The organism is Streptomyces sp. NPDC006602, from assembly GCF_042870385.1.
Classification (GTDB): domain Bacteria; phylum Actinomycetota; class Actinomycetes; order Streptomycetales; family Streptomycetaceae; genus Streptomyces.
Window position 1 is genome coordinate 1 of sequence record NZ_JBIAHG010000073.1, and the last position, 13,237, is coordinate 13,237.

The 13,237-nt window shown below is 68.8% G+C and carries 8 protein-coding genes and 3 pseudogenes; 7 read left to right on the forward strand and 4 right to left on the reverse strand.

Translation table 11 applies throughout. The annotated features are described in order from the left end of the window. Nucleotides 1–97 precede the first annotated feature (97 nt). Nucleotides 98–1,351, reverse strand: coding sequence for an IS256 family transposase (locus tag ACFYO2_RS48725; protein ID WP_388363749.1), 1,254 nt, complete (start codon nt 1,349–1,351; stop codon nt 98–100). Nucleotides 1,352–1,476: 125 nt separating this feature from the next. Beyond that, on the reverse strand, nt 1,477–2,067 hold the full coding sequence (locus ACFYO2_RS48730) for an isochorismatase family protein (RefSeq protein ID WP_388363752.1): 591 nt from the start codon (nt 2,065–2,067) through the stop codon (nt 1,477–1,479). Between the two features lie 482 nt (nt 2,068–2,549). On the opposite strand from ACFYO2_RS48730, the pseudogene ACFYO2_RS48735 reads away from it, so the two are divergent. From ACFYO2_RS48735 to ACFYO2_RS48765, 7 genes and pseudogenes are all read left to right on the forward strand, one after another. Continuing rightward, nucleotides 2,550–2,846 (forward strand): annotated as a pseudogene (locus tag ACFYO2_RS48735) (urease subunit gamma); the annotation flags it as partial. A gap of 162 nt (nt 2,847–3,008) precedes the next feature. Beyond that, nucleotides 3,009–3,362, forward strand: a pseudogene (locus tag ACFYO2_RS48740) (urease subunit beta); the annotation flags it as partial. Next, nucleotides 3,359–5,161 (forward strand): annotated as a pseudogene (locus ACFYO2_RS48745) (urease subunit alpha); the annotation flags it as partial. The pseudogenes ACFYO2_RS48740 and ACFYO2_RS48745, both read left to right, overlap by 4 nt. A gap of 733 nt (nt 5,162–5,894) precedes the next feature. Then, a complete protein-coding gene (locus tag ACFYO2_RS48750) occupies nt 5,895–6,569 on the forward strand; it encodes an urease accessory protein UreF (protein ID WP_388363754.1) in 675 nt (224 codons plus the stop codon). Nucleotides 6,570–6,604: 35 nt separating this feature from the next. After that, the gene (ureG, locus tag ACFYO2_RS48755) at nt 6,605–7,300 is read left to right on the forward strand and encodes an urease accessory protein UreG (RefSeq protein WP_388363757.1); all 696 of its coding nucleotides are present in this window, start codon (nt 6,605–6,607) and stop codon (nt 7,298–7,300) included. Between the two features lie 212 nt (nt 7,301–7,512). Next, entirely contained in the window at nt 7,513–8,151 is a 639-nt protein-coding gene (locus ACFYO2_RS48760; protein ID WP_388363767.1) for an urease accessory protein UreD, read from the forward strand. A 161-nt stretch (nt 8,152–8,312) separates the two neighbouring features. Beyond that, nucleotides 8,313–8,825 (forward strand): AAA family ATPase, encoded by a 513-nt coding sequence (locus ACFYO2_RS48765; RefSeq protein WP_388363760.1) that lies wholly within the window; start codon nt 8,313–8,315, stop codon nt 8,823–8,825. A gap of 62 nt (nt 8,826–8,887) precedes the next feature. On the opposite strand, the gene ACFYO2_RS48770 is transcribed toward ACFYO2_RS48765, so the two are convergent. Further along, nucleotides 8,888–12,034, reverse strand: coding sequence for a Helicase associated domain protein (locus tag ACFYO2_RS48770; protein ID WP_388363761.1), 3,147 nt, complete (start codon nt 12,032–12,034; stop codon nt 8,888–8,890). A gap of 43 nt (nt 12,035–12,077) precedes the next feature. Continuing rightward, nucleotides 12,078–12,392 (reverse strand): hypothetical protein, encoded by a 315-nt coding sequence (locus tag ACFYO2_RS48775; protein WP_388363764.1) that lies wholly within the window; start codon nt 12,390–12,392, stop codon nt 12,078–12,080. Nucleotides 12,393–13,237 lie beyond the last annotated feature (845 nt).

Sequence of the window (13,237 nt, forward strand, 5' to 3'; positions counted from 1 at the left end):
ACGGCCGGAACCCGAAGCCGACCGGAAGGATTTGTCCTGGCGCGTCATCCGACATGGTCGGATGATCTCGAACTTTGAGGAAGGTCCGCCACCCTATTCATGCCGCAGTCGTCTGTGGCCGTTCAACGAGCTGGCCGCGTTCGAAGCGGGCTCCGGCGCGGACGAGGGCGACGAGATGGGGTGCGTTCACGGCACGCCACCGATGCTGGGCGGACTCGACGAGCTTGAACACCATGGCCAAGGCGGCGGCCGCGCTGCCGGCGCCCTTGGTGACCTTCGTGCGCAGGCGGACGGTGGCGAACGTGGACTCGATGGGGTTCGTCGTGCGCAGATGGATCCAATGCGCGGCGGGGAAGTCGTAGTACGCCAGCAGTTCGTCCACGTCGTCGGTGAGCTTCTTGACGGCCTTGGGCCATTTCGCGCCGTAGGTCTTCTCAAACGCCGCGACCGCTACGAGTGCGTGGTCGCGGTCCTCGGCGTTGTAGATCTCCTGCAGGGCCTTCTTCGCTCCCGGCTGGGCTGACTTCGGTAGGCTGTCGAGCACATTTGCGATCTTGTGAACCCAGCACCTCTGATGGCGGGTCTCGGGGAACACCTCCGCCAGGGCCTTCCAGAAACCGAGCGCGCCGTCGCCGACCGCCAGGACGGGAGCGCGCATCCCGCGCCGCCGGCAGTCGCGCAGCACATCGGCCCAGGAGTTGGCGGATTCGCGGTACCCGTCGCTCATGGCGATCAGCTCCTTGGTGCCGTCCGCGCGCACGCCCATCAGCACGAGCACGCACGACTTCGCCTCCTGCAGGCGTATGCGCAGGTGGATGCCGTCGGCCCAGGCGTAGACGTAGTCGCTGCCGGACAGATCGCGCTCGCCGAACGCCTGGTGGTCGGCCTGCCACTGCTGGGTGAGCCGGGTGACCGTCGCCGGTGACAGACCCGCCGAGCTGCCGAGGAACTGCTCCAGGGCGGGCACGAAGTCGCCGGAGGACAGGCCGTGCAGGTAGAGCAGCGGCAGCACCTCGCTGATCTTCGGGGACTTGCGGCACCACGGCGGCAGGATCGCGGAGGAGAACCGCTTGCGTTCGCCCGTGGCCTCGTCGACGCGCTTGTCGTTCACCCGTGGCGCCTTCACCTCGACCACGCCGGCCGCGGTGGTGACCTGCCGGGGCTGGTGGTAGCCGTTGCGCACCACCAGACGGCGTCCGTTGTCGTCGCGCTCTTCGACCAACTCGGCGATATAGGCGTTTACTTCGGCCTCCAGCGCGGCGGCCAGCATCCGCCGCGCGCCCTCCCGGACGATCTCGTCGATCAAGGAGGAGCCGCTGGTCGTGCCCTCATCGTTCATTACGCTGAGCACGCACGTGCCTTTCCGACCGGTGCTGCGAACACCGGTCTTGCTCGGTGACCTATCGATCAATCACCCGGGAAGGTACGTCCTCCCGAGCCGATCCACAGGTCATGAGCATTGCTCGGCCGGCCTCTTCACGCGACGACGACAGGTTCGCCGCTCAGTGCGACACCGGCGCGGCGCAGCTCGTCGAGTGCGGTGCGCGTGGTGTCGGCGGCGACGCCGGCGGTGTAGTCGAGCAGGACCCGCACCGTGAAGCCCGCGCGCACTCCGTCCAGTGCAGTGGCCTTCACACAGTGATCGGTCGCGATGCCGACGACATCGAGGTCGGTGACGTCGCGGGCCTTGAGCCAGGCGGACAACGTCGTACCGTCCTGGGTGAAGCCCTCGAAACCGCTCTTCGAGGCGGAGTGCGCGCCCTTGAAGACGACCTCGTCGACGTGCCCGGAGTTAACGGCGGGCGCGAAGTCCGGATGGAATTCGCCGCCCTCACTGCCGACGACGCAATGCACGGGGAACGAGTCCTGGAAGTCGGGGTTCTCGGAGAAGTGGGCGCCCGGGTCGATGTGGTGGTCACGGGTGGCGACGACGAAGGCGTACTGCCCGTCGGCATGCCCGACCAGCTCGGCGATGGCGGCGGCCCGGCCCGCGCCGCCCTTCACCGGAATGCTGCCGCCCTCGCAGAAGTCCTTCTGCACATCGACGATGATCAGCGCACGACGCATAGAAAAGCCCTTTCCCTCGGATGAACCGCTCCTGGATGGTCGCCCTCCCGTCAGCTGGCGTGCGCGCCACGCACCGGTCGTTCACTCAAACGTGCGCGGCGCGCACGCTAAACAAGGTGGAGCGCCCTCTCCCACGGGGACCACGGGGTGCCGTGAGACGGCCGAGTTCGACCGTCGCCGAGACAGGCGGTCGGTACGGAAGCCGGTGAGGACGAGGACTGATCGACGAAGTCCCAGGCGGATACCCAACTCACCGAATTCGTCCACGGTTTCGGAACCGGGCTCCTGATGCCCGACGGGGCGGGGTGAAAACGGTGTGCCCCACGGATTCACCGGATCGTGCAGATAAGCCGCCATTTAGCCGTTTCGCCGTTCTTCCTCGCTGATGCTAGGGGAGCGGCCGTCGCCTTCCGGGGGAACGTTGTCTGTCGCTTTGGCATGTCCGGTCGCACGCATCATCCGACCAACAGAGAGGAGTCATCGTGCATTTGACTCCGCATGAGCAGGAGCGCTTGCTGATCCATGTCGCGGCCGACGTAGCAGCTAAGCGTCGTGACCGGGGGCTGCTCCTCAACTACCCCGAGGCCATGGCTCTGCTGACGGCTCACGCCCTTGAGGCGGCGCGCGACGGTAAGACGGTCAGCGACGTCATGGACTCGGGCCGGCAGTTGCTCACCCGCGCCGACCTGATGACCGGCGTTCCGGAGATGATCGACGTCGTCCAGGTGGAGGCCACCTTCCCGGACGGCACCAAGCTGGTGACGATCCACGACCCCATCCCGGACGCCGCGGTGAAGGCCGAAGGCCAGGTCCACCCGGGCAAGATCGAGCACCCCAAACCGCAGCGCAAGCCGAATTGCCCGGGCGACCGCGACACCGGCTCGCACAGCTGTTGCGACAAGTGCGAGGACGAGGCGGCCTGGACCGACCCGATCGAGTTCAACGAGAACCTGCAGGACGACAAGACGAAGATCAGGGTCAAGAACACCTCCGACCGTCCCATCCAGGTCGGCTCCCACTACCACTTCGCCGAGGTCAACCCCGGCCTCACGGTGGTGAAGGTCGGCACACGCAGGTCCCCGAGCGACCCGTTCGACTGGAAGGAGCCCTCGAACGGATCACTTCTCAAAGCGTGCGCCGAGGCGAAGGGGCGTCGGCTCAACATCGCCGCGGGCAAGTCCGTGCGCTTCGAGCCAGGAGACGAGTGCGTCGTGGAGCTGGTGAAGTTTCAGGGCGAAGCCGCGACCGACACCGACCAGATTCACGGACTGCGCAAGGGGAAGGTCGCGAAATGACAGACCAGCCGGCGTCGGGCCAGGACGGTCCGCATCACAAGAAGAAGCCGAGCAACTGGCTGAAGCGGACGGACTACGCCGCTCTGTACGGGCCCACCGCCAGGGACCGTGTCCGCCTGGCCGACACCGACCTCACCGTCGAGATCGAAGCCGACTGGGCCGGCGGGCCGGACCACAGCGGCAACGAGATGGTCTGGGGCGGCGGGAAGATGGCCCGGGAGTCGATGGGCATGTCCCACTTCGACTCGCGTGGCAAGGGCCCGGACGACCCGGAGGACCAGGCCGACAACCCGAATTATATCCCCGTGGACACCGTCATCACGGGAGCGCTGATCCTCGACTGGTGGGGTGTGGTCAAGGCCGACGTCGGCATCAGGGCCGGCAACATCTGTGCCATCGGCAAGGCGTACAACCCCGAGACGATGAACCCGAGGGACTTCCGGGGGCTCGATGTTGAGCTCACTCGTAAACAGGCGCTGGATGACGTCCCACCGTCGTGGAAACCGGAGAACTTCGTGGTCGGCCCGGGCACCGAGGTCATCTCCGGCAACGGCCGGATCCTCACCGCGGGCGGCGTGGACACCCACGTCCACTTCATCTGTCCCGACGAGATCCACGAAGCCCTGGCCTCGGGCGTGACCACCCTCATCGGTGGCGGCACCGGCCCCGCCGAGGCCAGTGCGTCCACCACCGTGACCCCGGGCGCGTGGCACATCACCCGACTCTTCGAAGCCCTGGACGAGTTCCCGGTCAACATCGGCCTGCTCGGCAAGGGCAGCACGATGAACACGGCTGCGCTGCAGGAGCAGTTGGAGGCCGGTGTCATCGGCCTCAAGGTGCACGAGGACTGGGGTGCCACGCCCGCGGTGATCGACAAGGCGCTGGAATTCTGCACGAACAACGAAATCCAGGTCGCCCTGCACGCCGACTCGCTCAACGAGGCCGGATTCCTGGAGAGCACCAAGGACGCTATCAATGGCCGTTCCGTTCACATTTTCCACATCGAGGGCGCCGGAGGAGGCCACGCCCCGGACATGATCGAGCTGGCCAAGGAGCCGAACGTCCTGCCCGCCTCGACCAACCCCACCCGGCCCTTGACGGTGAACACCGTCAAGGAGCACATCGACATGCTGATGGTGGCCCACCACCTCAACCCGGACATTCCGGAGGACATGGCCTTCGCGGATTCCCGCATCCGGCCGTCCACGATGGCGGCGGAGGACCTGCTCCACGACATGGGCGTCATCTCGATGATGTCCTCGGACGCCCAGGCGATGGGGCGCATCGGCGAGATGATCATGCGCACCTGGCAGACCGCGCACGTCATGAAGGGCCGCTACGGCACACTGCCCGAAGACCGGGCGTACGCGGAGATCCGAACGATCGCAGTCGATATCGATCCCGAGAACACCAAAGACCGGGCCAAAGTACCGAATCAGGGTGAAGGGGATCATTCGTTCCAGGAGGATCCGGAGGTGCGGCTGCCGAACGACAACTACCGGTCGCGCAGGTACATCGCCAAGTACACGATCAACCCGGCGATCGCGCACGGCATCGCTACGCACGTGGGCTCCGTGGAGCCGGAGAAAATGGCAGACCTTGTGCTGTGGGAGCCGAAGTTCTTCGGCGTCAAGCCGCACAGGATCCTCAAGGGCGGCCAGATCGCCTACGCGCAGACCGGCGACGCCAATGGGTCGATCACGACACCGCAGCCCTACCTGCCGCGGCCGGTCTGGGGCTCTACCGGCCACGCCCCGGGAAGCAACTCGGTGAACTTCGCCGCTTCGAAGCAGGTCGACAAGCTGAACCTGCGATTCGGCACCACCCAGAGCAGCGGGGATACTGCGGCCGCCAAAAACGCTGCGAAGGCTCTGGCCGATGCGGCCGATGCAGCTGAAGAGGCCCTTGAGGCCGCTGTGGCCAGGGTGGAGAATGCGGCCCAAGCGGCCCAAGCGGCCCAAGCGGCCCTTGAGTCCACTCAGTCCGCTGAGGCCGATGAAGCCGAAGCGGCCGATAAGGACCTTGAGGCCGCTGAGGCCGTAAAGGCCCTTGAGGCCGCCCAGAAGGCTAAGGCCGCTGCGGATGCTCTGGCCGATGTGGCCAAGAAGGCCGCTCGGGCCGCTCAAGAGGCTCAGGACGCTCAGGGCGCGGTGAAAACGGTCGGTCTCAACAAGAAGTTCGTCGCGATCACGGACACCCGGGACATCAAGAAGAAGAACATGCTGCTGAACAACAAGGTGGCCAAGGCCGAGGAGGTTGATGACCCGGCTAAGGGGGTTGACCTCGAAGTCGACCACAACACCTTCGAGGTCACCATCGGCGGCGCGACGACGGGGGACTCCCGCACCGAGATCAACGGTGTGACCGTGCCGCGCGCCTACGTCAGCGAACTGCCCATGGCACAGCGGTACTTCCTCTTCTGATCCGACGCCCGCCCGGCCTTGGGCGCCACCGCGCCACGGCCGGGCGCGATGTGCCCGCCCGGAGGCCACCGCCTCACCCTCCGACCCTGTGAAAGGCAGCCGCTCGCCCATGAGCCGCGCAGCCCTGCTCCTCCTGGCCGACGGCCGCTTCCCCGCCGGTGGGCACGCCCATTCCGGCGGCGTCGAGGCCGCGGTCGCCCACAAAGCCGTACACGACACCGACAGCCTGGAGGCGTTCTGCCGCGGGCGTCTGCACACCACCGGTCTGACGACGGCTGGCCTCGCAGCCGCAGCTGCCGCCGGGCTTGATCCGCTACTGCTGGATGACGCCGCCGACGCGCGCACCCCCGTCCCCGCACTGCGTGCCGTCGCCCGCAGGCTCGGCCGGCAGATGCTGCGCGCGGCCCGGGCCACCTTCCCCTCAGCCGCACTCGAAGAGCTGGCCGCCGCGCGTCCCCAGGGCGCTCACCAGCCCATCGTCCTGGGCCTCGCCGCCCGCGCCGCCGGGCTCGCCCCGGTGGACGCCGCCTATGCCGCCGCGTACGAGAACATCGGCGGCCCGGCCACCGCAGCGGTGCGCCTGCTGAGCCTCGACCCGCTCGACGCCTCGGGGCTGCTGGCCCGCCTCGGCCCCGAGACCGACGACGTCGCCCAATCCGCGGCCGAAGCCGCGACCCGCGCCGCGACCGAGGGCCTCGACGTCCTGCCGTCGGCCTCCTCGCCCCTGCTGGACCTCACCGGGGAGCAGCACGCCGCCTGGACCGTCCGCCTCTTCGCCTCCTGAACCCCCGAACTCATCTACTGTGCAATGGAGTTGACATGCACCTCGACCACTCTGAGACCTTCCCCCAGCGGCACACACACAGCGCCGATCCGCTCCTTCCCGACGGCAGCCGCCGCGCCCTCCGCGTCGGCCTGGGCGGCCCTGTCGGCTCCGGCAAGACCGCCACTGTCGCCGCTCTCTGCCGCACCCTGCGCGACCAGTGGCAGATCGCCGCCGTCACCAACGACATCTACACCCGCGAGGACGCCGAGTATCTGCGCCGCGAAGCCGTCCTGCCGCCCGAGCGCATCACCGCCGTCGAGACCGGCGCCTGCCCGCACACCGCGATCCGCGACGACATCTCCGCCAATCTGGAAGCCGTAGAGCAGCTGGAAGAGGCCCTCCACCCCCTCGACCTCGTGCTCGTCGAGTCCGGTGGCGACAACCTGACCGCCACCTTCTCCAAGGGCCTCGTCGACGTGCAGATCTTCGTCATCGACGTGTCCAGCGGCGACGACATCCCCCGCAAGGGCGGCCCCGGCATCACCACCGCCGACCTCCTCATCATCAACAAGACCGACCTCGCCCCGTACGTCGGTGCCGACCTGGACACCATGGCCACCGACGCGAAACGACAGCGCGGCGACCTTCCCGTCCTCTTCACCAGCCTCACTTCCGACGACGGCATCCGCGACGTCGCCGACTGGGTCACCGGCCACCTCACCCAATGGCGTGCCGGGGCAGCCGTATGAGCCCCGCCCCCCAAATCGCCGCATCCCTGGCCCCGTCCGAATGCGCCGTTCCCTCAGCCGGTGCCCAGGAGCCCGCCGGGCACCCGCACGGCGTACGTGCCACGGCCCGCATCCGCGCCGCGCACAACGGACGCGTAACCACCCTTCCGCAGTTGCGCAGCGACGGCCCCTTCTACCTGCGGCGCATGCGCACCGGCGAAAACGCCGCCACGGTGGGGATCATCGGCGCGATGTGCGCCCCGCTCGGTGGCGACCGGCTCACCCTCGACATCACCGCCGAGGACCGGGCCGAGCTGGAGGTCATCACGGCTGCCGCCACGCTCGCCCTGCGCGGCCCGACCACCGACGCGGCCACTTACGACGTGCGGCTCACCGCCGGGGAACACGCCCATCTGCGCTGGCTGCCGCAGCCCCTGATCAGCGCCGCCGGCAGCAACCTGCGACAGACCTACACCGTCGAACTCGCCGCCACCGCACGGTTGGTACTGCGGGAAGAGCAGTACCTGGGCCGGGCTGACGAGGAACCGGGCCACCTCGTCAGCCGGATCCTGGTCCAGCGGGGCGGGCGCCCGCTGCTCGACCAGCAGACGGCGTATGGGGCCCCGGAACCCGGCTGGGACGGCCCGGCCGTCCTGAACGGGCACCGCGCCGTCGGCCAGCTCCTGGTCGTGGACCCGCGCTTCGACGTCCGAAGAGACTCCGTCCTGCTCGGCGAAGGCACCAAGGAGGGGTGTGCCGTCCTCGCACCGCTGGCGGGCGGCCCGGCACTGCTCGCCACCGCCGTCGCACCCACCACCTCGACGCTGCGGGAACTTCTCGACGAGGCGCACGCACTCGCCCTCGCCCGCTAACGCGGACGGGCTGCCGCCCCCGACTTCGCTGATGCGGCACAGCCGCTCACATCTCGAACAGGCCCGGTCAATCTGCGCCGTGATGAAGTCCATGTCTCCGCCGCTGTCCGCGAACGTGCTGGACTGACGGCGTCCCGTACGCAGCTCCCAGGGGAGGGACCATGGGTGAGGTTGCCACGGCCGTGTCCGACGAAGCGTTCTCCGCACTTGCCGAGAACCTGGCACACATTCTTGAGACCCGCGCACTGCTGTGCGTCATCGCCCCGGAGAACGTCCAGGGTGAAGCCGTGGTGGAGGCCGCTCTCAGCCGCTGCGACGGGGCCGACTCCGTCATGGTCACGACCGCAGCACCGGGCAACCTCGCGGCGCTCCTGGACGTGTTCCACGCCGCTCTGCACCTCGGTGTCCGGCCGCGCCGGCTGGCCGACGCACAGCAGGCTGTCGAGGACGAACTCGCACGGCGCGCCTGGCCTGTGGTGGTCGTACGCGATGCCCATCTGCTGCGGACCGAGGCACTGCTGTACGTCTACGCGTTGTGGAGCCTGTTCCAGGAGCGTGAGCGCCGGATGCCCATCGTCCTGGTGGGACCCGAGCGGATCCGGTCCGTGCTGCGCCGGCCGTCACTCGCCAGCCTGGAGAGCTGCGTCTTCATCTGGCACCGCCTCACCCCGTGAACGCACAAGACCCCGGGCCTCGACAGGCCCGGGGTCCAGCGGTGGAGCGGTCGGAGGCCGTCTCAGTAGTCGTCCCGATCGGAGGGCGGCCCGTACTGCTCGATCAGGTCGCAGGTGCAGGTGCCGCCCTCGTGCAGCTCCTTGTCGCACTCGTCATGGTGGTGCCGTCCCGGCGGCCGCTTCGGCGGGGCGACAGCCGTGGGCGGGGCGGGAGGCTGGTCGGCTCCCGCCCGGGCGGCGGCCCTGAGCTCGCTGTCCACGACGGCGGAGGCGATCTCATCCTTGCGCCACTGCTCAGGGGAGTTGTGGCGCACCAGGCCGCCCGCGTAGGCCATGCGCAGCAGTTCGGCCTTGGTGTGCTTCCGCGTCAGCTCGGTGAGTCGCTTCATGCGCGCCAGACCGCGGGCCGCCTCGGCTTCGCGCTCTTCATCCGTCCCCGTGTTGTCGGCGTCGCGCTGCTCCGGCACGGGCGTCTCCGTGGGCGCCGGCTGCTCCGAGCCTCCGCCCGTGAGGGCCAGTGCGGCGGGTGCCGGGCCTGCCCACTCGATGCCCAGTTCCCGTAGCGCGTCGAGCTGTTCTTGGGTGAGTTTGTCGCGCCTCGCCCGGGTGTTGGAGACCCATACGCCCAGTTTCACGGCCACCGGTTCCGTCTCTGTGTCGACGGTGGTCTCCTCAGTGTGGCTGCGTGGTACAGGCCGGTGGGCGCCTTCCCGCTCCACCCACTGCGCGAGGGCCGCCAGGCCCCGCTGGAACGCCTGCTGTGCCTTGCTCGGGCCCTTCGCCGAACGCGTAGCCGCAGGGGCCGGAGACGTCGCCTGGACGGGCTTGATGCCCAGCTGGGTCAGCCGTTCCTGCTGCTCGGTGGACAGCTGCGCCCAGGTGCTTGCCTCTCGCATGCGGGCCAGCCATCGTCCGATGTCGTCGCCGTCGAAGAGTACGCCGGGTGCGATGTCGGGGAGGCTGCCGCCTGGTTCGTCGGCGGCGAGGTCGGCGAGTACGCGGTAGTGGCGTTGCCAGTCCAGCGGCCACGGGCAGTTCCAGTCCTCATCGACTGCGGCCAGCTGCTTCGCGCGCTTTGCCGCCCGTTCCGGATCCTTGCCCAGGCCGCCCTTCCTGCGGAGGTTGGCCATGTGCTGCCCGACAGGCACCATCGCCTCGCCCTCGCCCTCGCCCCACACCGCGTCCTGAGGCGGCGCGAGGTGCCCCATGGCCCGCCGGTAGGACCGGAGCGCGGCGAGCTTGTTCTCCCACGCTTCCTCGCCCGGCTCCCAGACCATCCCGGCCTCCGGGGCGTCCAGCAGGGTCTTGCGGCGCGGCTCCAGTTCTCCGGCCCGCAGGGCTTTCCTCTGTTGGTGGACCCATCGTCCAAGGGGAAACGCCTTCGTCACGCCGACCTCGGTCTCCCTGTCGTACGGGACCGCATACAGGCCGGTGATCTTGTTCTCCTTCCGCCAGCGGAGCAGGGCCTGGTAGCCCTCGAGCCACACCAGGGACTCCGGCCGGTAGACCCGGGTGCGCAGGAAGGCCGCGATGGTCGACGCGTCGCGCGGGCTGGAGAAGTGGAGCAGGGCCGACTCGGCAGCGGCGTCGGTGTCGTTCTGCTCCTGGTCCTCGCCGTCGCCCTCGCCGCCGGCCCCGACGATCTGCCCTTCTTCATCGCGCCGGACGTGTACCTTGCGCTTCCCGCTGGTGAGGGCGCGGGAGGCGAGCTGCTCGACGAATCGTTCATCGTGACTGCGGAGTCCTTGGAGGACGGCTACGAGGGGGCGGAACGAGGCGCTGGCGACCATGTCGGTGGGGTCTTCGCCGGGCTCCAGGAAGACCGGCACGATGATCCGCGCGACCTTCGCGGAGCCGTCCTTGTTGAGCCGGAGCGCGCGGCCGATGTTCTGGACGATCTCGACCTGGGAGCCGCGGGTGTCGGCGAAGCACACGGCTTCCACGCCCCGCTCGCCGGTGATGTCGACGCCTTCCCCGAGGACGCGGCAGCTGGCGAGGAACGCGCGGTGGACCCGGCGGCCGGCCGCGTTGATGCCGCCTGCGAACTGCCGCAGCACCTCGCGCCGTTCGGCGACGAGGTGGTCGCCGCACAGCCACGCCGACCAGACCCGGTCCGGGGGTACGTGGCGGCCGGCCTCGAGCTCGTAGAACTCTGCGTCGATCGACGATGCGGGGAGCCGGTCCGCGGCCGCCAGGTCGTCGTCGGAGGCGTCGTTCACGTACAGCGCGGCAGCGGTCTCCGGCATCTTCTCCGCGAACGCGGAGGCCTCCTCGACCTTCTGGTGGAACGTCATCACGGTGCGCAGGTTGTACGCCGCCGCGTGCTCCAGGAGCGCCGTCTGCAGAAGCGCCAGGCGCCGGCCCCGCTGCGCCTCCTCCGATTCCCCAAGGACCGGGGAAGGGTCGCGGATCTCCAACACGTCGATCTCGAAGCCCGCGAGGATGCCCCGCTCGATCGCCTCCGAGAGCCCCAGTTCGGCCAGCCACGGCCCGTAGGTCTCGGAGTCCTGGCCCATCGAGGCCAGCTCCAGCTCCTGGCCTTCCGCGCCCTTCTGCGGCCGGGGAGAGGCCAGGATGCGTGGTGTGGCCGTGAGGTAGAGCCGGAAGCCGGCGGGGATGCGGGCGTTGTCGTGGATCGCCGCCCACGGCCTGCCAAGATCACCAGCGGTGCCGTGGGCCTCATCCACGATCGCGAGGTCGAAGCCGTCCATCTGCTGCCCGTACAGCCGCTCCCCGCCCGCCAGCGCGGCCTCCAGCGGCCCGCGCACCTTCCGCTGGTCCTCCGCGGCGTCGATGTCCTCGCGGTCCACGAGTGAGGCGTACGTGGCGAACACGACGACCGGCCCGGACCGTGCCCGCAGGGCGAGTTGGATCGGGTTGGTGGTGGTGCGCACCTCCAGCTCGTTCAGCACTGGGTCGTTCTCCAGCGAGCAGACCGCGACCATCGGGGCCCGGTGGCCTACCAGGCGCCACGCCTGGGCGGTCTGCACGAGCAGGTCCAGCGTTGGGACCGTGACAAGGATCCGGCCGTCTGGGAAGCACTCCATCGCGCACGCAGCGGCCGTGAATGTCTTCCCCGATCCGGTCGCGGACACGATTGTGCCCCGCGCCCCCTGCGGGGGCACAGATGACCTTGCAGGGAATCCCACCCACCTTCGGAAACTCGCCTTCTGGTCGACCTGGTGTTCTCGGAGCTGAATATCCGGCATTTCCTGATCCTCCCCTAGCTCGCTTTCTGACCGTTTCGGGAAATCACCGGGACGGCGTGAAGGGCGGGACAGACACCGTACCGTCCTCGCCCACCATGACCCGTTCGGCCAGCTGAGCCAGGACCTGAGCGGGCTGGAGCCCGGCCCGCTCGGCCACCGCCCGGATCCGCCGGCCAGGTCCGGCGGACAGCCACAGCTCCGCCCGCCTCCTCCCGCCACCCTCCGGCTCGTACGCGCCCCAACCGGCAGTAGCTGTCAAGTCCCTGACGCGCTGCCACTCGGCGTGCTTGGCCGCCCAGGCGTCAGCCAGCCGCTCCGGGTCCCTCCCGAACTCGGAGAAGGAACCGTCTCGCCGCAACTGTTCCGCTGTCTCACGCTCGCGAACAGCAGCCTCAGCGACCCTCTCCGCAACGGCGGCGACCTCCAGACCATTTGCCTGGCGCCTGACCTGATCCCGCGCCACATCATGAACACTCCACATACGGCTTTCCCTCTTTTCGACAGCCCGAGCGTGCCCCGTCGTGGCGGTTGGAGGGTGTGCTGCATTTTTCCCCAACACTACATGCTGCATCAGGTTGATGCACGCGCTACACTGAAACACTGACACGAACGAGCGATGCCAGAGCCCAGGCATACTGGCCAGTCATGGACAGGCGCAGCACACGGCGGTGGAGACTGATGGTCGACGGGGAGAGGTTCGATGTCACAGAGCGCCCTGACGAGTTGGGCACGTACGACTTCACCTGGCTTTCAGGCCCCAACCCCGGGTACGGCTTCACTTCTGCCGTGCAGCCGGCCAGAGCCTTGAGCGAGCCGGAACTACAGGCGTCAGCCCGGGACTTCTTGAAGCAAGTGGACCCAACCACCGGGCACATCGAGTAGCCGCTCCCCACCCCCACAGCCAGCCAGGCCCGCTATCGCGGGCCCCAACGGTTCTGGAGGCGCAGCCGGAAGGACCGTCAGGCGGGGGAGCGCAGCGGACTCGCCCGTCAGGCTGGAGCGAAGCGGAGGCCTGACAGCGGGACGAAGTCCCGCCACTCCGGGAGCGCAGCGGACGGAGCGTCAACCCGACTGCGCAGCAGTCGAGTTGCGTGGGACGCGCAGCGTCCCGCCAGCGCTCCCGCGGAGCGGGAGCGCAACACCCGCGCGCAGCGCGGGTGTTCGCTTGCACATCGCGCAGCGATGTGGTACCCGCTCCGCGGG